The following is a 20,449-nucleotide window of genomic DNA, read 5'->3' on the forward strand; positions in this document are numbered from 1 at the left end:
AGTTTACCACAATAGTTTACCATTCTAACATAAAACGAACAAACATTCGGTTTTTATTTTGTGAAACGACTGGAGTGGCGGCTTGATACGTTACTAGGAATATTATTTGCACGAAACCTCGCATAATTGGACATAAAAAAATGATTAATTGCACCGCTTGTGAGCATAATTGCGTATTTAGATTTTTATTGCACATTTACGCAGAACGATCAAAAAATCTCACTACATAAAGATGTAGTGAGATTTTTCGATTCTTTTACTGATAGGATTGATCATACTGATTGACTTCAAACAGGTCAATTAATTCGATATCCTCATGCTTATCCTTAAACCAACGTAATGAGAAGTCGTTCTTGAATAAAACAAGCGGAAGTCCTTCTCGATCAACAGCAAGCATATTGCGTTCATCAAACATCGATTCATCCACTTGTTCTTCAGGAATCCAGCGAGGAATCCTTTCCCCCATCGATGTTAGCTCGACTTCAACGTTGTACTCGTTCTTCATACGATACTCGAACACTTCATATTGAAGCTCTCCGACGGCACCAATAATATAGTCTTCAAAGCGATACCGCTTGAACAACTGGATCGCACCTTCTTGAACAAGCTGCTCCAATCCCTTTTTAAACTGCTTCGATTTCATCACGTTTTTGGCCGTTACTTTTTTGAAAAGTTCTGGAGGGAATTGCGGTAGCTCATCATATTCGAAGTTCTGTTTGCCTGTCACTATTGTATCACCAATGCGATAGATATTTGGATCATAAATTCCGATAATGTCCCCTGCATATCCCTCTTCCACCGTCCCTCTTGAAGAGGCAACAAACTGCTGAGACTGAGCGAGCTTGAACGTTTTCCCTGTTCTGGACAGCGTCACATTCATTCCACGTTCGAACTTTCCTGAACAGATTCGTACAAAGGCAATTCTGTCGCGATGCTGTGGATTCATATTGGCTTGTATTTTGAAAATAAAACCCGAAAATTCTTCCTGGTCAGGTGAGACAATGCCTTCCGTAGAACGGCGCGGAGCCGGTTCAGGTGCAAAGTCAATAAACGTATTGAAAAAGGTTTCCACACCAAATGGCGCAAGCGCACTGCCGAAGAAGACAGGTGTTTGATCCCCTTTCATCACTTTCTCCAAGTCAAAACCATCTCCCGCCTCATCTACCAGCAACATTTCACCTTCTGCTTCTTGATAAGTTGCATCTTCAGTTAATTCTTTATGGTTCTCAAGCTCATCATAAGGAATATACATTTCTTCTTCGTTTCCAGTGTACTGGACAAACTGCTCATTGTGACGATCAAACACACCTAAGAAACGTTTTCCCATCCCTGCTGGCCATGTCATCGGATACGTCTCAATGTTTAATGTCGATTCGATTTCCTCCATTAATTCAAGAGGTTCGCGTCCTTCGCGGTCCATTTTATTGATAAAAGTAAAAATCGGAATACCGCGCATTTTACATACTTTAAACAGTTTCAGCGTTTGCGCCTCGATCCCTTTCGTTGCGTCAATGACCATGACAACACTGTCAACAGCTGTTAACGTTCTGTACGTATCTTCACTAAAATCTTCGTGACCCGGTGTATCTAAAATATTTACTTGGTAATCCTTATAAGGAAAATTCATTACACTTGAGGTAACAGAAATTCCACGCTGTTTCTCAATTTCCATCCAGTCAGAGGTCGCAAATTTACCTGATTTCTTCCCTTTAACTGTTCCCGCTGAGCGAATTAAATTTCCAAATAACAGCATTTTTTCTGTTATCGTTGTTTTCCCTGCATCCGGGTGGGAAATAATTGCAAACGTGCGACGTTTTTTCATCTCATCTCGTATCGTCATCGTGATATCCTCCAAATCGTAATCTCTTTAATTCAAATAGGCTATAGGCAGGATATACGTATCACATTGGCCTCTTCACTCCATACAAAAGCCGCTCACCCGAGCAAGCGACCTCCTCAATTTATATTTCTCCATACCTTGAAAGGTAGCACACCCCACCAGTAAAATCAATCCTGGGATTTCCTTCCACCTCAGGTCATCCAAATTTTGGATGACCTGAGGTGGAAGGAAAAGGGAAGGGAAGCTTTTAGGGAGAAATGTTCCCCCTTCTCCTGTTATAATATAAAAAAAGACAGTTAGGATGCCAGCTATGCAGTCATACCTTTTACAACCTAATGATATAAAGAAAATAACCGGCGAAACGTTTTACGAACGTGGGAAAAAATACTACAACCAAGGGAAAGTGTACGGACTTTCCCACAATAGCGCCATTAGATCCTGGCGCGCCGTAGTAACGGGTACTCATGACTATGAGGTACGCGTTTTCTTTTTTGAAGATGATGATTTAGAAGCAAGATGTGAATGCCCTGCCTATGATACTTATTATAGTTGTAAGCACATTGCAGCCGTTCTCTTTGCTATTCGCGAGCAAGCCATTTTGCAATCATCCCCGAATAACCAGAAGGTGCAAACACAAGAACAATTGGCACCAATGAAGAATGATCGCGTCTTTGCCAAGAGACTTTCCGAGGCGTTCCGAGACCGTCAGGAAAATAAATACACTCGCGCAGCTAAACGCCCTTTACACATCCAATATTTCTTGCATATTCAATCATTATTAGGCAGCAAGAGTCTTGGTATTGAACTGAAGCTTGGAGAAAATTATGCTTACGTGATCAAAGATATTCGCGAACTCCTCCAGCATGTTCAACAAGAACAACCATATAAGCTCTCAAAAAAATTCAGCTATGATCCAGCGGAACATTATTTAACAGAGCAAGATGAGCAAGTCTTTCAGATGCTATCACGCGCCTACGAACAAGAACTTTTTTACGAGCGTCACTGGAATGCCGGAGAACAGAAGATATTAACACTTCCTCCTTCTTTCGCACCTGATTTCCTTCAGCTTCTTGCAAATCAGCATTGTGAGGTTATTGAACGAGGAGAAAACGTAGGAGCTTTACACGTGAACGAGGAGTTCCCTGAACTATCCTTTTATATTTCTGAAGAACGCGGAAGTTATCATATGCATATGAATCAGTTAAAATCCTATGAATACTTGAAAGATTATCATCTTCTTTATAAGGATGCCGGATTTTATTTGCTCGATCAAAAAAAAGAAGAGACCGTTCGCACATTACATTCGCTGCTCCCCTATAATTCGAACGGCAACCATACCGTAGGACAAATGGACATGGAAGGAATCGTTTCTTACGTTCTCCCGGAACTCGAAACCATTGCTGATGTGCAGCTAAACCAAACAGCACAAGAAAGAATTATTCAAGAAGAGCTGAAGCCTCAAGCCTATCTCGACTTTACTAATTGGTCATTGACGATTGACGTACAGTTTCATTATGGGGAGCATACGATTCTCCCTTTCACTAAATCCGAGGCCTCAGACCAGGTGATCATTCAACGTGATAGCGAAACAGAACAAGCGATTATTCAAATCATTGAACAGGCCGAATTTAAATTTGACGGTGAAACGGTTTATATTGAGGAGGATGAGGTCCTTGAAGAGTTTATCAGCGAGTACTTGCCAAAATTGCGTGAGCTGGCTGAAGTGTACACCTCTTCACCTGTCCGCTCACTACTTGACAATCAACATCGGGAACTCGTCCCTTCCGTTGAAATTGAAAGTGACGGAAGTTGGCTGGATGTAAGCTTTGGTATTGATGGCATATCAAATGATGATGTGACAGCTGCTCTAAAAGCTGCCATTGAACGAAAGAAATACTATCGTTTATCTGACGGTGCTTTACTCTCGCTCACCTCAGATTCCTTTGAACGATTTCAGAGGCTTGCGGATGAACTTGATTTAAGTGTATCAGATATCGATGATCATTCCTTACAAGTAGCTAAAGCACGCAGCTTACAGGTAGATGAAGCCCTTCGTTTGGAAGCGAAAGAGCGAGATGAACGATTTAATCAGCTCGTTCAGCGTCTGAAGTCGCCGGAATCACTGATGATTGACCCACCTGAACGTCTAGAAGCCGACCTCCGTTTTTATCAACTGACAGGCTTTCGTTGGTTAAAGACGCTCGCAACTTACGGGTTAGGTGGTGTCTTAGCCGATGACATGGGGCTTGGAAAAACAGTCCAAAGCATTGCCTTTCTTCTTTATGAAAAAGAACAGCAGCTTATGGAAAATCCAGCCCTGATTATTACACCGGCATCACTTGTTTACAATTGGAAAAAAGAGTTCGAGAAATTTTCCCCGACTCTGACGGTTCAAGTCATCACTGGGGATCCTGTGACTCGAAGGGAACAAATTGAACAAAATACGTCAGATATTTTGATCACTTCCTATCCATTACTGAGACAGGACGCTCCTGCCTACAAGGAAGTACCTTTTCATGCAATGATCTTAGATGAAGCACAAGCGATTAAAAATGAAGCAACGAAAACGGCCCAAGCCGTTCGCAGCTTACGAGCTACTCATCGGTTCGCGTTAAGCGGCACACCCATTGAGAATTCTCTGAGTGAGCTTTGGTCTTTATTTCGAACGATCATGCCAGGATTTTATACAAGTAAGAAGAAATTCCTGCAAATGAAGCCGGAAAAAATTGCGCGAATGACCCGACCTTTCATTTTAAGGAGGATGAAGACAGAAGTACTTGAAGAACTACCAGATAAACTGGAAACTGTGCAATATTCCGAACTGACACGGGAACAGAAAGAAGTCTATTTAGCTTATCTGGAAAAAATTCAGTCAGATATTCAGGAAACGATTGCTACAAAAGGGATTCAGCGTGGCAAACTCGAAATATTAGCCGGACTCACACGCCTTCGCCAGATTTGCTGCCATCCTGCACTCTTCTTAGAAAATTATGAAGGGGAATCCGGAAAGCTTGAGCAGCTTAAAGAACTGGCTTCCGAACTGAAAAGCAGTGGCCATCGCGTGCTTATCTTCTCCCAATTCTCAAGCATGTTAAAAATTCTCTATCAAGAATTATCGGATACGGGGATTAATGCTTTTTATTTAGACGGAAACACGAAAAGTGAGCATCGTGTTGACATGGTTGAACAATTTAACGAAGGCGAGAAAGACGCCTTCTTTATTTCATTGAAAGCTGGTGGCACAGGCTTGAATCTAACGGGTGCGGACACCGTCATTCTCTATGATCTATGGTGGAACCCGGCTGTAGAGGAGCAAGCGGCCGGCCGTGCCCATCGGATCGGTCAAGAAAAAGTTGTTCAAGTCATTCGGATGATTTCTGAAGGAACGATTGAAGAACGAATTTTCCAGCTCCAACAGAAAAAGCGCGATTTAGTTGACCAGATTATCCAACCTGGTGAATCAATGCTTACATCGTTAAGTGAAAAGGAAATTCGCGAATTGTTTCAATAAGTAACGGTCCCTCACGAAGGGATAAAAAAGCTATCCTGGTAAAGCTCTTCTTTAAACTTTACCAGGATAGCTTTTACTATTACATAAAAAGACACTATAGGAGCAAAGCTCCCACAGCGCCTCACGTATGAATTACACCGTTCTCTTTTGCAATTTAAACCAATACCCTCCAAGGATGCAGCCACCAATCACGGTTGTTAGCGTGGAAAGAATCATGTGAAGAGAAGAAGCCACGACAACATTTCCTGTCACGACAATCACAAATCCAACAACAGCATTCAACAAAATCGAGATTAAATACAACCACGATAATAGGACATGGTATTTAAATTTCGACGCATAAATAACGAACCAAATAGCAGCGACGAAAATAACCACTGTCGCAACCCAATGAAGCGAGTAAAGCATATTGGCAATGGACTCACTTTTCGTTAAATACTCTATTGCAGGGATATCAAGCATCACATTACTAGCTGCACTATGTTTGAAAAATGCACCTAAGATGACTTGAACCATATAAATCGTAAACCCTATTAGAAATGCACGGTAACTCAGATTAATTGTTGACCAACTTGTCCTGTCCAGCTCAACTTTCTCAGTATGAAGACTATAGCTTAATAACACTAGTATGAGCAGAAGAATCTGACTGAATGTAACGTCTAATGTTGTAAACCCTGGGGGTGTTCCTAATAAGACGTTCAAGCCGCCGATTAATGATTGAAAGACAAGCATACCAAGACTCATAACCGCCAAGATAAGGACAGAACGCCTTTCACGATGCTTTATAATCGCCCCTACCGCATTAATAAACGTAAACATAGCCAGTAATGGAACCATTAAGCGATGGGAGTATTCGATGATCACGTGGTAGTTTGTAATATCCGGAAAGATTGCCCCATTGCAAATCGGCCATGTCGTTCCGCAAGCATCACCTGATTTCGTTGCCACAACCAGATTTCCAAGGATGAGCGCAAGAAAAGTGACGAATGTGGTTATTATTGAGAATTTCTTCATCGTCTTACCCTTTCTATATTGAAAATACAATTTTAATATAAATAATCTATCTATCAAATCATATCATGAATTAGCACAAAGCAAGAGCAGGAAATGCCCCAGCCTCATGAATTTTTTGTGAACTTCTTCCGTTCTCTAAACTTTTCCCAAGGTACATACAGAGAAGACAATCTAAATAAGACAAAATGGATACTTGAGAAACAGGTCAGCATCATATACTACCAGCTTGCAGAAGGAACAGAAACTATGGGACGCTCAACGATATCATGCAAGTGGGTAATAAACGCGCTCTTCTAGTCCTTAGTGTACTCTTCCTGACTTCCCTCTGTCATCTTTTAACTGTTTATCCTATCACAGGAAAGGGTAGATTAAATGGGAAAGGAGCGATCCCCGATGAGTTACCAAGCCTATGTATTTGATGCATATGGAACCTTATTTGATGTCCATTCAGTTAAAGATACGATACACAACCTTTATCCAGAGAAGGGATCATCAATAAGTGAATCCTGGCGTGAACGTCAAGTTCATTATTTTATGATTCGCCAGCTCATTCAAGGTTACCAACCTTTTGATACGGTTACAAAGTGGGCTTTAATTGATGCACTTGCTATGAACGACGTAGACTATAGCGATGAGACTATTCAAAAATTAATGGACCAATATCAACATTTGCAGCCATACACTGAAGTATCCCGTTTAGCTGAGAACAACCCTGATAAACAATTGACGATCTTCTCCAACGGAACACGGCCCATGTTACAGCCGCTACTTAAAAACAATCAGCTTACGAATACCTTTTCCCTCCTTAGTGCAGATGATGCAGAAGTGTATAAGCCACATCCTGAGGCTTATCAGTTTGCGCAAAATAAGCTGAACCAGCAAAAAGAAGAGATTCTTTTCTTCTCAAGTAATCCGTGGGATATTGCTGGAGCTACGCACTATGGATTTCACACAGCCTGGGTGAACCGTCAAGGTGTAAAATGGCCAGAACTAGGCTTAAAACCAACACACATTTTAACTGACTTACAGGAGATCCCAACAAACAATTGAAGAATGGCTTGAGGTTCCTCATAGTAGGAACCTCAAGCCATTCTTTGGTTCACTTCATATCTTGATAAAAAAAGATCGTGTCCTTACCTTGCTGTTTTCCGTAGTATAACGCCTGATCTGATTTGTGAAATAGTTCCTCTTTCGTATCGGCATCAAGCGGATAAAGGGATACGCCAATAGAAAAGGACGAATAAACGGTATGTTCCCCAACTTGATAGGGTTCCCTTAATTTAATTAGTAAATCCTCTGCCTTATTCCTCGCTTCTTTAACATCTGCTAAATCCTTAAGCAAAATAGCAAACTCATCCCCTCCGATTCTAGCAATGACAGACTTGTTATCCCCCCATTGCGCCAACCGTTTCCCAATTAATCTTAGAAAAGTATCCCCTTTATCGTGACCAAGGTCATCATTGATCTGTTTAAAACTATCGCCATCTAAATAAAGAAGCGCAAACGGAAGATGACTTTCCCTTGATTTCGCCAACGTTTCCGTTAAACAATCTTCAAATTTTCGGCGATTCGGTAACTCTGTTAAATAATCATAGAAGGCATAACTTTTCAGCATCTCTTCATAATTGATTTGTCCTGTAATATCCCGGCAAACCACCACAATATGAGTCACCTTGGCTTGATCATCTAACACAGGGATCCCCCTCACATCAAACCACACCCATTCTTTAAGGGCATTCAAGAACCGCAGATTCATAAAAAATGGATCCGTACCTCTATAACAATGAACAAAATGCTCGGCCAGTTGGCCCATCTCCTTTGGATGGACAACTGTTGCTATTTTATCGACATCAGCATCGGTAGGATCAAAGCCAAAAAAGTCCACATGTGAAGGGGAGCCATACATAAGCTTTCCGTAAGGACTAAAGACAGAAATAAGGTCTTGCGAATGATCAGCAATCAGCTTAAACTTAGCCTCACTTTGTTTTAATGCTTTTACTGCTGCCTCTTTTTCAGTAATATCCTCTAAAATCGCATACATCCCGTCTTTTCTCTGTCCTGTTAAAATCGGAGTCAGGAATACGTTTACAATTCTTTCATTACTCCTTGCCATAAATCTTGTTTGAAACCACATTTTCTTTCCAGAAATACTCCCTCTCATATGCTGTTTGACATGGTCTATTTCTTCCCCGTGGACCCATTTTGTAATAGATGAGTGCAGAAGTTCGTCTTCCTTGAGGTTGAGCATTTGGAGCACAGCCGGATTTGCCTTTGTAATTGTTCCTCTCAGGGTTAATGTGACGATAGGATGTGGGTTGAATTCGAACAAGGATTGATATCGTGAACGACCAGCCTTTAACTTCTGATTCATAATTTTTTGCTCACTAATGTTTCTTATGATTGAACTAACCCCTATGACGGTTCCATCGTTTCCATATATAGGTGAAACGGTCACTGAGACATCGACCCAGTCCCCATTTTTATGGCGGCGCTTCGTTTCATAAGCGGAAATATGCTTTTTTCGGACTGCTTTTTCAATTAATTCATCTGCTTCAGACTTCAAGGAAAAAGGAACAAAAGGAAAACGCTCCTTCTTTAACTCCTCCTTTGTAAACCCATACAACTTTTCAAAAGCCGGGTTGGTCTCAAGAACCTTCCCATCAAGCTCTACAATTAGAATCGCATCCGCTGTATTTTTTAGTAAGGAACGATAGACAGCGTGAACTGGATCAAGTTCTTGTTCCTTTTTAGCGAGCTCAGTAATATCTTTTGTCATCGCTAATATTTGGACGACTTTGCCTGTTTCGTCCATAAATGGCGTCAGTAAGGTATGTCCCAAAAATTCATATCCATTAATATCTACTGTATCTCTATACGTAACAGACGCAGCTGTCTCAACAACCTAATTATAATAGCTTTTTATGTATAATGCCTTCTTAGGTTCAAGCATATCTTCTATCAGCTTACCCTTCCAATTCGAGCGGTCTAACTGGTAACACTGTTCAGACGTATGGTTTATATACAAATATTCATACGTATCGTAATCAATGACTTCCATGAGGAATACTAAATCGGACATTCCCTCCATAAGGATACTTAGTACCTGCCTATCTGGTGCTTGAAATACTGCTTGCAGACCGTTATCCCTATGCAACCCTTCGTAGAACTTCATACCTATCTCCTCATTTCCCCAGTTCGTTACCTACTCCAATACGCACAAATCTTATCTCTTATTCAAAATATTACACGAAGTGAACCATAAAAAAAAGCCACAAATAGGATTTTTTGCCCATTCGTGACTTTTTTAAATTTTAAACTGTCTGTCTTTGTACTGTTTGTTGTTGTGCTTCTGCTTGGGCCTGCTTAATTAAGCAACGACCTTTGCCGTGGGGAATGCACATTGGCGTACCGAAAATAGGGTCTTCCCGGACATCACATGTCATTTCAAAGACATGCTGCATTAAATCACAATTAATTACATCTTCAGGTTTACCTTGTGCATACACTGTTTTATCCTTTACAGCGACAATGTGATCAGCGTAACGACAGGCCAGGTTAATATCATGGAGAACCATGACAACTGTACGTCCATTATCCTTGTTAAGATCAAACAATAAATCGAGTATATCGATTTGATGTGACATATCCAAGTACGTTGTCGGCTCATCCAATAATAGTAAATCAGTATCCTGGGCTAGAGTCATCGCAATCCATGCACGCTGACGCTGTCCACCGGATAACGAGTCAACTGAGCGGTCTTTCAATTCTAATAAGTTGGTATCTGTCAGTGCTTTATTAACGGCTTCCTCATCTTCTTTTGCCCAGCGCTTTGCCCAGCTTTGATAAGGGTAACGTCCCTGTTTCACGAGCTGGTAAACACTTAAACCTTCAGGCGTTGTCGGGCTTTGAGGCAGAATTGCCATTTTCTTAGCTACGTCTTTGGTACGCATTTTTGATATGTCCGAGCTGTCAAGCACAACTTGCCCCGATTTAGGTTTTAATAGCCGTGCCAATGAACGAAGCAATGTGGATTTACCACAGCCATTTCCGCCGATCAAAACAGTTACTTCCCCTTTAGGGATCTTTATATCCAAAGAATCTATGATAACTTGATCGCCATATCCTAGTGTTAGATCGTTCGCCAACAGTGAATCCATATGCTATATCTCCCCTTTACAAATGCTAAAGTTCCATTTGTATGTTGGTTAAGTATATTAAAATTCTCGTCCATTTCATCTACTCTTTATAGTTTATGGGCAAAATAAACCCTTGTCAATGAATTTGAGAATCATTTTCATTAGGAAATCTTATGTATGTACTTCTTATACTAGAACAAAAAAAGCTAAAAGCCTTGAAATCAAAGCTTTTAGCAAAAGGGGGTTATTCCGCTATTTGTTCACGAACAGCCTCCTGAACAAATAAGATTCCAAGCTCATGATGCTCGCCTTCATACATAGCACGTTGTGTAAACCGATTTTCTCCCCTAAAGTCTCTCACTTCAATCTTACTAAATGCCCCATTTGTTTGTAAGGCCTCGTAAAACTCTTCTACAGATGTAACAGGAATCGCATTCACTTTCAAAATCAACTCACCTGGAAGCAGATCCATCTCATCAGCCGGACTCCCCGGAATCGTACCAAGAATCCGTACACCTCTATGATCTGCTGTAAAAAACGGCTGACGATTCTCACGTATTCGGTGGACAGCATAGATCATTTCTCTTCCTAACAAACTTACTGCCACCGCTGCAAGAGACAAAATAGACACATATAAGCTAGCGACAGATAACCCGAATGATAGGATAGCAATAGCTGTGGTTTGACGCCCTACCTTGATGGCTACCAATTTCGGTGTTTGCGCACGGGCAACCCATTCCCATCCTAATAGCAAGGGGACAAGTATAAATCCATAGCTATGTTCGCCAATTGAAAATAGCGGCCACCATGGAGCAAAAGATTCAATCATTCCACCCGGCAGAAGACCAACCATCGGGATGAGGACAAGCTTCTTCACCCGGTGTTGGCCAACCATTTTTCCACGATTCCCTTTAACACGTTCAGGAAAGGTTCTCCTCGAGGAGGTTTTCGCCAAAATCACACCCTCGATCATTAATAATACACTCATTGTTAGAGCAACACCTGTGAGAGGAGTATTCTCTAAAACAACAAGCCAGGCGTCAGGTAAAATGCCTTCAGGTATGTATGGAGCCATTAGAAGCAACAGGTACGTTAAACCAAATGTATAAGCTGCCGACAGCCAGGTTAGTTTTAATGTCAGACTTAAAATAACAGTGACCACACTTAATAGAAGTAGGAAAGGATAGGTGAAAACGATCCCTCCACCAATGGCTAATAACGATAAGAAGAACCCGCCGACCACCGAGACGCGCCATGTACTTCTGCCTTCAGCGAATATATCAAATACTCTCGTTCCAAAACTTCTTCGTTCTTTTTTTATTCTACGAATCGATAACATAAATAAGAGGATGACAGACCAATAAAATAACGGCTGAATAAAAAGTCTTGCCAATCCATTCCATATCTCATTCCACCAAGCATCCATTAGCACTTCTCCTCTCAGTCTAAAGACAAACGCAAAGCATCCCTTCAGAAAGTTCGACTAAATTCGGAACTCTTTAGTGACGTCCAACCACCTGAACTAGGATTTCGTATCTCATTGTTTAAGTTAACCAACCAACATTGTCTTATCTCAAGAAAAAATCCGCAGTCTAAGACTACGGACTTATTTCGCTAAAAGTCATCCATTTCCTGCTTATTGAAATAGAACTTCTAAAGCTTTTTTCATTTGACGATCATTTTCTTCATCCCGTACTTCTTTAACGATTAACTCTTCAATTTTACCTGCTGTTTCTTTATCCACTTCCCCAGATACATCCAATTGGTGATCGGTCTGAAACTTCTCTAGAGCAGCTTTCGTTTCTTCACTGAAATATCCATCGGTTCGTCCAGGAGAATAACCTAATCCTTTTAACATCTCTTGGATATTTTTAACTTTTTCACCGTTGCTGTCAAAAGTGAGTGGTTCTTTTACTTCAACTGGATTTGTATAGAAATATGCAGGCTGTTTCACTTTAACAGTCGGTTTCACCCCTTTTTCATGAATCCAGTTACCGTCAGGGGTCAACCATTTGAAAAGGGTCAGCTTAATCGTACTGCCATCCCCCATCGGAATGGTCTGTTGGACGGTTCCTTTACCGAAACTTTTCGTTCCCACAAGCTCGTAACCTCCGGCTTCATGCATGGTTGCAGCGAGAATTTCTGATGCTGACGCACTACCTTCATCCATTAGTACAGTAATCGGATAATCTTTCTTAGACTCAATATCTGAGAAATAGCGTGAAACCTCTCCCTTGCTATCCTCTACTTGGACGATCGGTTGATCTTTCGGAATGAATTCCTTTAGAATTTCCTGTACATCTGTAAATAAACCGCCGGGATTGCCTCGTACATCAATGACAAGACCTTCCATCCCGTCACTCTCAAGTTTCTTAAGTGCCTTTTTAAAGTCCTCTGCTGTTTTTTCAGAGAAGGACGTAATTTCAATGACACCGGCCTCTTTGCCGTTTATCGTTTTCGTATCTGTATAGACCGTTTCTAGTGGAATATCATCACGAACAATATCAATACTCAACGGTTCACTTGCACCCGGACGTTCCACTTTAAGGGTGACCTCGGATCCTTTTTCACCACGAATTTTTAAGACAGCTTCATACAAATCAAGGCCTTCCAGACTTTCACCATCCACCTGGAGGATCTGGTCATTCGGCTTAAGCCCAGCTTCTTCAGCAGGTGACCCTTTAATCGGTGCTACAATAGTCACTTTATCGTTAACCATACTTACTTCCGCACCAATTCCCTGGAAAGACGATTCGATCGTTTGACTGAATTGATCCATCGTTTCCTTATCCATGTAAACACTATACGGGTCTTCTAATGTATCAAGCATCCCCTGGATAGCGCCTTCAACCAGCTTCTGTTGATCTACATCTTTTAAAGCATTATCCTTAATGACCCCGAACGCTTGCTCTACTTTTTTTAAGTTTGTACTACCCGCCATATTTTCAATGAATTTTTTTTGTTCTTCTTCAGAAAGATTGCCAAAGTTCTCCCCACCTTGACTAGCGTTTGCGAGCCGTTCTGATGGGCTTTCTTCCCCTACTCCAAAATACTGCATTCCTACATACGAGCCCGCAGCTCCTATAAGAACGGCAAGCACCACTATAATCGCGGCGTAACGCGCTTTCACATTCATCGCATTCACCCTTCTATAATTTAATTTCTATGGATGACTCTATCCTAGCAAATAAGACACCACACCGTAAATGTGCGATGTCCTGTTCCTTAAGTTATGCCACCAAACACTAAGGCATGTCCAGCATGACTCTATCTCACTCTGTCTTTTATTTTAACCTTTAATCTTACATGATTATACAGCCTCAATTAACTAAATACTACCACAAAACCGTTTACTGCCACACAAAAATCGAAAAAAGCATACTTCTGTCACACCTATGTGTTCACATTATTTTATGAACTTTTGGTTTTATATAATAAGAAAATAAAGTAAGGTGCTCCTATTGCCGCTGTAAACACACCAGCTGGAACCTCTAAAGGAGAAAACAGTGTACGTCCGATTAAGTCGGCTGCCATCACTAGAATAGCTCCAATACATGCAGAAGTCGGCAACAAAGCGGCAAACGAAGATCCCACTAATCTTCTAGCCATATGAGGTGCCATTAACCCGACAAATCCAATGCCCCCAGCAAAAGCTACTGCGCCTCCAACTAATGCTGTACTAATTAACAGGAGTAAAAAGCGGCTTCGTTCCACATTGTTCCCAACTGCTGTCGCCACTTCTTCACCAAGCTCTTGAATATCGATCGTCCGCGCTGAAGTAAATGCAATGAGTAATAGCACGATCGTCCAAGGCATAAGAACCCACACATTCTCCCATGTAGCTCCATTTAGACTTCCCGTAATCCAAATATTAGCTTGAGTAGCTCTATAAATCGGCCCTACAATCATAAACATGGTCGTAGCTGCTTGCATTAGAGAAGCAATTCCTATACCGATAAGCACTAAACGAACAGGTGAAACACCATCTTTCCAGGCAAGATAATAGACGAGAAACGCAATCAGGGTCGAACCGATGAAGGCAGCAACAGGCAACCATTGAATACTAACCATTAAGGCATGATTTCCGTCGCTAAATATCCAAAGGAACGCCACAACCGCAGTACTAGCTCCGGCGGTAATCCCAATAATATCCGGTGAAGCGAGAGGGTTTCTGACCATCCCTTGGAGTATTCCGCCAGCTACGGCAAGTGACATTCCAACAAACAATGCCAAAATGATTCTTGGGAGGCGAAAGTCAACGACGACAAGTTGATCTAACTCTGTTCCACCCCCAAAGAGCACTTTTAGGACAGCAAGGGGAGTCAACTTCACATCTCCTAATCCTGCGCTCATTATAAACACCCCTGCAATGATAAGAAGAAGGATACTTAATATGATCGTTATCTTGTTTTTACATTTGAAGACTAGTTTACGCATGTTCATGATTGGTTACCTCCTCCTTTTCTAGCTATGTAGATAAAGAAAGGTGTACCTATGAATGCTGTCATCACACCTACTGGTACTTCCTGCGGCATTATAATGTATCTTGCACCAATATCGGCACCTAACAGCAGGATCCCGCCTAACAAACCTGAGAAAGGGAGAAGCCAACGATGATCCGTGCCAATAATACGCCTCGCAATATGGGGAATGACGATACCTATGAACCCTATTGGTCCGGCAATCGCTACGGAACTGCCTGCTAATAAGATAACAAGTACGCCAACAACAATTTTAATCAGACCCACCTTTAAACCTAGTCCCTTTGCTAAGTCATCTCCCATTGCTAGTACATTCATTTTAGAAGAAATAAGTAAGGTGACCGTCCATCCAACTAATAAGTATGGAAGAACCGAAAGCAATACTTCAAGCTTTCTTCCTTGAACAGAACCGGAGAGCCAAAATAATACCTGTTCAAAAGCCGCTTCATTCGTAACTAATAAACCTTGAGTAAAGGAAGCAAATAATGCTGTCATAGCCGCCCCCGCAAGTGTTAGTTTCATCGGAGTTAATCCCTCACGCCCTGCCGAACCGATAACATAAACACCAACAGCCGCGACAGCTGCTCCAAGTAACGAGATCCATGTGAAACTTTGCAGGTTGGTGATTTGCATAAATGTTACAGCGATGACGACTGCAAAACCTGCCCCTGCATTAATTCCTAAAATACTCGGTGAAGCTAATGGGTTTCTCGTTAGTGTTTGCATCAAAACTCCCGCTATTGCCAGGGACGCACCAACAGAAGCAGCTATAAGTGCTCTTGGTAAACGTATCGTTTGAATAATGATGTGTTCTTCAGATTCATTGAATTGTGTAAACGCTTTATATGAAGTTTGAATCGATGTATCGGTATAACCTAAAATAATACTCAATCCAATGAAAAACAGTAAAAGTATAAATGTAACTATAACTGATATCCCTTTATATGTACTCTTTTCAATCACAACAGCTATCCTTCCTTTTCGTTATAAACCATAGTCTACTTTATCTGTAGAACTATTGATATAGGAGTTTGAAAATCATTTACAATATATACCTTGACAGGCATTCAACACTTGCTATATTATGAAGTAGGCTCTTCAATTGAAAATGATTATCATTTTCATAATATCACTAAATGGGAGGTACAGAAAGATGAAATTACATAAAAAAACTAGTTTTTTTACGGTTCTTGCCCTTTTTACACTAATCGTACTGGCGGCCTGTGGAAGTACAAATGAGGAAGAAACAAATGCAGAAGGTACATCTGCAAGCGATGAATCAAGTTACACTGTAGAACATGCAATGGGTACAACAGAAATTAGCGGCACTCCAGAAAAAGTCGTTATTCTAACAAACGAAGGAACAGAAGCACTGTTATCTATGGGGGTTAAACCCGTTGGTGCTGTAGAGTCTTGGTTAGGAGATCCTTGGTATAATCATATTAGTGAAGACATGCAAGGCGTGGAAGTCGTAGGAGTGGAAAGTGAAATTAACTTGGAAAAAATTGCTTCTTTAAAACCTGACTTAATTATCGGTAATAAAATGCGTCAAGAAGATATGTACAGCAAGCTGAGTCAGATTGCCCCAACTGTATTCTCTGAAACATTAAGAGGAGATTGGCAAGAAAACTTTAAACTCTACGCTAAAGCTTTAAACCGTGAGGACAAAGGAGAAGAAGTTCTTAATGACTTTGATGCCCATGTTGAAAAAGTAAGAAAAAGCCTTGGTGATAAAGTAAATCAAGAGATATCTGTTGTACGTTTCATGGCTGGAACAACTAGAATCTATTGGAAAGACTCATTTTCCGGTATTATTCTTGAACAGATTGGTTTTAACCGCGTAGAAGAACAAAAGAAATTATTCGATGAAGATAACAAAATGGGTGTATTTGCTGTAGAAGTTGGCAAAGAGTTAATCCCTGAGATGGACGGAGATCATATTTTCCACTTCACTTATGCGCCAGATGGCGACAAGGAAGCACTGGCAACAGAAGAAGAATGGACAACGAATCCACTTTGGAAGAAACTGAGTGCCGTCCAGGAAGGTAACGTAAAAAAAGTTGATGACGCGATTTGGAATACAGCAGGCGGGGTCATTGCAGCCAATAAAATGCTTGAGGACATAGAAGAATATTTTAAGTAAGACTTGTAAAGCAGGCTTAGGGTTATCCCTCGCCTGCTTTTTCGTTGTTTTATAATAAACACTTTTCCAACACGATCAAGGATAAACACATAAGAAGATCACTATTCCAAAGAGGGGGAATTTTTTAATGGTAACTAGGAGCATTCCGCATAATACCTAACCTATTTCACTTGTGTTTACGCAAGCCCTCACTTAAGGTTAAAGAAACTGTTCTTGTGGAGGGGTACGAATTGTGGAACCAAACGAAATTAACCGAAACGTTAGACATTAAGTTTCCAATTATCCAAGCAGGCATGGCTGGCGGAGTCACTACGTCAGAAATTGTAGCCTCTGTTTCAAATGCCGGGGCACTAGGGTCGCTAGGAGCAGGGTATATGGACCCTAAGGAAATGCAGACGCTCATTCAAGACATTAAACAAAAGACGAAACATCCATTTGCAGTAAATGTATTTGTTCCCGAAACACCAAAACACAACCCAGAACAAATAGAAAAAGCCAACAAGCTGTTACAGCCTTTCTTAAATGACTTAGCAATAAAAGCAAACGATGGTGAAGTCCCCCGTGTATTTGAGCAGCAAATCGACAAAATCATTGAAGAGCAAGTGCCGATTTGCAGCTTTACGTTCGGGATTCCATCCAAACCTGTGATCGATAAATTAAAAGAACATCATATTTTGTTAGTTGGCACAGCAACTACCGTCAAAGAAGCGATTCTAAATGAAGAAGCAGGAATGGATGCAGTGGTTGCTCAAGGAAGTGAAGCCGGAGGACATCGAGGGACATTCGATCGTCCATTTGAAAACTCCATGATCGGAACAATGTCGTTGGTACCTCAGACGGTTGATCATGTGTCTATTCCTGTCATTGCCGCTGGCGGGATAATGGATGCCCGCGGCGTAATCGCTGCCCTGATGTTGGGTGCTCAAGGAGTGCAAATGGGAACTGCCTTTGTTACTAGTGAAGAGAGCGGAGCTAAGAAGCAACATAAGGAAGCGATTACTACTAGTACAGAAGACGCTACTACAGTGACCACTACATTTAGCGGGAAACCAGCCAGAGGGATAGATAACCAGTTCATTCAGGAGATGCGCCAACACGAGAATATTTTGCCGGATTATCCTATTCAGAACACATTAACAAAAGGGATAAGAAAGGCAGCTGCTGAACAAAACAAACCTCACTATATGTCGCTCTGGGCTGGACAGAGTCCACTACTCAGCCAGAAAACATCTGCAACAGATCTTTTATTAAGTATCATAAAAGATACAGAAGTGATTCTCACAACATTTAATAACGATTCATAAACAGGCTGTTCTTCCCCCGACAGCCTGTTTTTCATTCAACCTTATCTCTTCTAGAGGACAAAGTCACCCCATCCAAACACAATCACTAAACTCATAGGTGGTTAACCAATATCGTCCTCCTTCATATAGCTATAAGAGCACTAATTTATATGGAGGCGGGCGCCATGACATTACCAGTTGTAGATTTAGGATTAATGGCCGAACATTTGACCACACATAAAGGGATAATTAGTAAACTTAAACGTTACCACAGCATGGTATCCATCGTAGCCTTGAAAGAGATCCTCAGCATACAAAAAATACGATGAGTGCTCACGTCAGAGTGATGTTAACCTTGATGAATCCCTACCATAGTGGATATGTTGAAGTACCCCCTTTGCTGTATTCTATGAAAAACCCATCTTCTGCCGACGCATTCGGCCACCACAGTTTTTCTCATGATAACAAATGGATCGCTCTAGAATCACATGCTGCATCAAAGTCTATGGCAGAAACAAACTTTACCTCTGCCCTTATGATGAGGGACACAAATGTTAGGTATGCCCATATTGAAATGGCATTACAGCAGATAACATTGCAAGAAGGTTTTGCAGAAGTGATTAAGCAAAGAGGATGGTCATTCTCACCCCATGTTGGTGTAGCTGATCAAATCAACACTTACCAGCATTTTCAGACCCTTTTTCATGAATACAATTAATACAAACAAAAATAGGAAACCGCCATTCTCCCGAAAAGGTAATTGGCAGTTTCCTATTTTTGTTTCTCAAGTATACTTATAGAACAAATCAACAATACTTAAACCAATACTGATGAACAAATTGGGAAGCTGGTTCTCCATTGGTAACCCAGAATCCACCGTGCTCATACTTTTTGCTTGTCTAACATCTTCTGTATCATTATTAATTTCACTTAGTTGAAAGGAGGATAGGATCTTACCATTCTGATCGGTAATATGCAAGCTGCCGTCTTCTTTCACTTCTTTTTTCACTTGCTCATTTAATGGATGAGTAAAATATAACTTTTTTGAGGTTATATAATCTGTTCCCTCACCCACAAATGTTGTCCCTTTTGGAATACTGGAAGTCTCGAAATTTCCGAATCCATACTCCAGTAACTTCATTGTATCATTATATGCGCCCCGTTGAGCATCACTATTCAAAGTGATAATAATTAAACTAACGTTCTCTTTCTTAGCCGTGGTAGCCAAAGTGAATCCCGACTGATCCACATAACCGGTTTTTCCACCTGTGATAATTTCCTCGTATGGCTTTTTCCTCATTAGTTTATGATGGGAAAAAAGTGTTGTATCCCAGGCCTCACCACTCCATTCAAACTTTTTTGTGCCAAATATGTTTCTAAACACTTCATTTTCCATGGCATACCGAGTAATGGTTGCTAAGTCTTCTGCTGTAGTTACATGTTCAGAGTTAAAAAGGCCGTGGGGATTTTTAAAATGGGTGTTTTTTACACCAATGTCATTCTTTAAGTAGTTGTTTATCTCAGTAGCGAACTGATCCACAGTGCCACTCAGGTGTTCAGCAATCGCTACACCAGCATCATTACCTGAATTGATCAACAACCCCTGAAGGAGTTTCTTTAGAGTTACTTGTTCCCCTTCTTCAAGATAGACCCTAGTACCCTCAGTATGCCTTGCGTTTTTGCTGACTGTAACCTTCTCATCTAGGTCAGCATTTTCTATCGTGTAAATGGCGGTTGCAATTTTAGTTAGGCTAGCAGGATACTTTTGGGCCTTCGCATTCTTCTCGTAAATTACTTCGCCCGACTTGGCATCCATAACAATGGCAGCTTCGCTTACTATGGTTGGGGGAGAGGCATCCGATTGAGCAAATGTCGTGGGAACCAATAACGAATAGATAGTTATTACAGCTGTTATGATCAGTAGCATTTTTTTCATGTTATTGCCTCCCCATACTATTAATATAAACTTCATAAAACTGAATTACCTAACTTTCTGCTTGCTTATAAAAAATAATACCTTGAAGTTTTGCACACCACTCCG

Annotated in this window: 16 protein-coding genes; 6 read left to right on the plus strand and 10 right to left on the minus strand. The window is 41.0% G+C overall.

Going from position 1 to position 20,449, the window contains the following annotated elements; genetic code table 11:
• Positions 1–256: 256 nt before the first annotated feature.
• Positions 257–1,840 (minus strand): peptide chain release factor 3, encoded by a 1,584-nt coding sequence (locus tag MUO14_RS05250; protein WP_244754025.1) that lies wholly within the window; start codon positions 1,838–1,840, stop codon positions 257–259.
• 310 nt (positions 1,841–2,150) lie between these two features.
• Between MUO14_RS05250 and MUO14_RS05255 the strand changes: the two genes are divergently transcribed.
• Complete coding sequence (locus MUO14_RS05255; RefSeq protein ID WP_244754026.1) at positions 2,151–5,351, plus strand: DEAD/DEAH box helicase; 3,201 nt, start codon at positions 2,151–2,153, stop codon at positions 5,349–5,351.
• 132 nt (positions 5,352–5,483) lie between these two features.
• On the opposite strand, the gene MUO14_RS05260 is transcribed toward MUO14_RS05255, so the two are convergent.
• Positions 5,484–6,365 (minus strand): COX15/CtaA family protein, encoded by an 882-nt coding sequence (locus MUO14_RS05260; RefSeq protein WP_244754027.1) that lies wholly within the window; start codon positions 6,363–6,365, stop codon positions 5,484–5,486.
• 393 nt (positions 6,366–6,758) lie between these two features.
• Here MUO14_RS05260 and MUO14_RS05265 point away from each other — a divergent pair, with 393 nt between their 5' ends.
• A complete protein-coding gene (locus tag MUO14_RS05265) occupies positions 6,759–7,415 on the plus strand; it encodes a haloacid dehalogenase type II (protein WP_244754028.1) in 657 nt (218 codons plus the stop codon).
• Between the two features lie 49 nt (positions 7,416–7,464).
• Here MUO14_RS05265 and MUO14_RS05270 read toward each other — a convergent pair whose 3' ends face one another.
• From MUO14_RS05270 to MUO14_RS05300, 7 genes are all read right to left on the minus strand, one after another.
• Positions 7,465–9,204 (minus strand): sensor domain-containing protein, encoded by a 1,740-nt coding sequence (locus MUO14_RS05270; RefSeq protein WP_244754029.1) that lies wholly within the window; start codon positions 9,202–9,204, stop codon positions 7,465–7,467.
• A gap of 63 nt (positions 9,205–9,267) precedes the next feature.
• Entirely contained in the window at positions 9,268–9,537 is a 270-nt protein-coding gene (locus tag MUO14_RS05275; protein ID WP_244754030.1) for a hypothetical protein, read from the minus strand.
• A gap of 139 nt (positions 9,538–9,676) precedes the next feature.
• Positions 9,677–10,522 (minus strand): ABC transporter ATP-binding protein, encoded by an 846-nt coding sequence (locus MUO14_RS05280; protein WP_244754031.1) that lies wholly within the window; start codon positions 10,520–10,522, stop codon positions 9,677–9,679.
• Between the two features lie 223 nt (positions 10,523–10,745).
• Positions 10,746–11,927, minus strand: a complete 1,182-nt coding sequence (locus MUO14_RS05285) for a PDZ domain-containing protein (protein WP_244754032.1) — start codon at positions 11,925–11,927, stop codon at positions 10,746–10,748.
• A gap of 210 nt (positions 11,928–12,137) precedes the next feature.
• The gene (locus MUO14_RS05290; protein ID WP_244754033.1) at positions 12,138–13,637 is read right to left on the minus strand and encodes a S41 family peptidase; all 1,500 of its coding nucleotides are present in this window, start codon (positions 13,635–13,637) and stop codon (positions 12,138–12,140) included.
• Between the two features lie 275 nt (positions 13,638–13,912).
• Positions 13,913–14,944: a FecCD family ABC transporter permease gene (locus MUO14_RS05295; protein ID WP_244754034.1), complete on the minus strand. Its 1,032-nt coding sequence runs from the start codon at positions 14,942–14,944 to the stop codon at positions 13,913–13,915.
• Positions 14,941–15,945 carry a FecCD family ABC transporter permease gene (locus tag MUO14_RS05300; RefSeq protein WP_244754035.1) on the minus strand — a complete coding sequence of 335 codons (1,005 nt, stop codon included), beginning with the start codon at positions 15,943–15,945 and terminating at the stop codon, positions 14,941–14,943. Before MUO14_RS05300 ends, MUO14_RS05295 begins: the two co-directional genes overlap by 4 nt.
• A 190-nt stretch (positions 15,946–16,135) precedes the next feature.
• Here MUO14_RS05300 and MUO14_RS05305 point away from each other — a divergent pair, with 190 nt between their 5' ends.
• The 4 genes from MUO14_RS05305 (at position 16,136) to MUO14_RS05320 (ending at position 19,126) form a co-directional block, all read left to right on the plus strand.
• Positions 16,136–17,125 carry an ABC transporter substrate-binding protein gene (locus tag MUO14_RS05305; RefSeq protein WP_244754036.1) on the plus strand — a complete coding sequence of 330 codons (990 nt, stop codon included), beginning with the start codon at positions 16,136–16,138 and terminating at the stop codon, positions 17,123–17,125.
• A gap of 230 nt (positions 17,126–17,355) precedes the next feature.
• Positions 17,356–18,429 carry an NAD(P)H-dependent flavin oxidoreductase gene (locus MUO14_RS05310; protein WP_244754037.1) on the plus strand — a complete coding sequence of 358 codons (1,074 nt, stop codon included), beginning with the start codon at positions 17,356–17,358 and terminating at the stop codon, positions 18,427–18,429.
• 164 nt (positions 18,430–18,593) lie between these two features.
• Entirely contained in the window at positions 18,594–18,737 is a 144-nt protein-coding gene (locus tag MUO14_RS05315) for a hypothetical protein (RefSeq protein WP_244754038.1), read from the plus strand.
• A 29-nt stretch (positions 18,738–18,766) separates the two neighbouring features.
• Positions 18,767–19,126, plus strand: a complete 360-nt coding sequence (locus MUO14_RS05320; RefSeq protein WP_244754039.1) for a spore coat protein — start codon at positions 18,767–18,769, stop codon at positions 19,124–19,126.
• Positions 19,127–19,192: 66 nt separating this feature from the next.
• Here MUO14_RS05320 and MUO14_RS05325 read toward each other — a convergent pair whose 3' ends face one another.
• A complete protein-coding gene (locus MUO14_RS05325; RefSeq protein WP_244754040.1) occupies positions 19,193–20,344 on the minus strand; it encodes a D-alanyl-D-alanine carboxypeptidase family protein in 1,152 nt (383 codons plus the stop codon).
• Between the last annotated feature and the right edge of the window lie 105 nt (positions 20,345–20,449).

Source organism: Halobacillus shinanisalinarum (assembly GCF_022919835.1).
GTDB lineage: Bacteria > Bacillota > Bacilli > Bacillales > Halobacillaceae > Halobacillus_A > Halobacillus_A shinanisalinarum.

Bases quoted from the DNA above. Each gene is read 5' to 3' on its own strand.
- MUO14_RS05250 (WP_244754025.1), bottom strand. From the start codon at position 1,840: ATGACGATACGAGATGAGATGAAAAAACGTCGCACGTTTGCAATTATT.
- MUO14_RS05255 (WP_244754026.1), top strand. From the start codon at position 2,151: ATGCAGTCATACCTTTTACAACCTAATGATATAAAGAAAATAACCGGC.
- MUO14_RS05260 (WP_244754027.1), bottom strand. From the start codon at position 6,365: ATGAAGAAATTCTCAATAATAACCACATTCGTCACTTTTCTTGCGCTC.
- MUO14_RS05265 (WP_244754028.1), top strand. From the start codon at position 6,759: ATGAGTTACCAAGCCTATGTATTTGATGCATATGGAACCTTATTTGAT.
- MUO14_RS05275 (WP_244754030.1), bottom strand. From the start codon at position 9,537: ATGAAGTTCTACGAAGGGTTGCATAGGGATAACGGTCTGCAAGCAGTA.
- MUO14_RS05280 (WP_244754031.1), bottom strand. From the start codon at position 10,522: ATGGATTCACTGTTGGCGAACGATCTAACACTAGGATATGGCGATCAA.
- MUO14_RS05285 (WP_244754032.1), bottom strand. From the start codon at position 11,927: ATGGATGCTTGGTGGAATGAGATATGGAATGGATTGGCAAGACTTTTT.
- MUO14_RS05290 (WP_244754033.1), bottom strand. From the start codon at position 13,637: ATGAATGTGAAAGCGCGTTACGCCGCGATTATAGTGGTGCTTGCCGTT.
- MUO14_RS05295 (WP_244754034.1), bottom strand. From the start codon at position 14,944: ATGAACATGCGTAAACTAGTCTTCAAATGTAAAAACAAGATAACGATC.
- MUO14_RS05305 (WP_244754036.1), top strand. From the start codon at position 16,136: ATGAAATTACATAAAAAAACTAGTTTTTTTACGGTTCTTGCCCTTTTT.
- MUO14_RS05315 (WP_244754038.1), top strand. From the start codon at position 18,594: ATGACATTACCAGTTGTAGATTTAGGATTAATGGCCGAACATTTGACC.
- MUO14_RS05320 (WP_244754039.1), top strand. From the start codon at position 18,767: ATGAATCCCTACCATAGTGGATATGTTGAAGTACCCCCTTTGCTGTAT.
- MUO14_RS05325 (WP_244754040.1), bottom strand. From the start codon at position 20,344: ATGAAAAAAATGCTACTGATCATAACAGCTGTAATAACTATCTATTCG.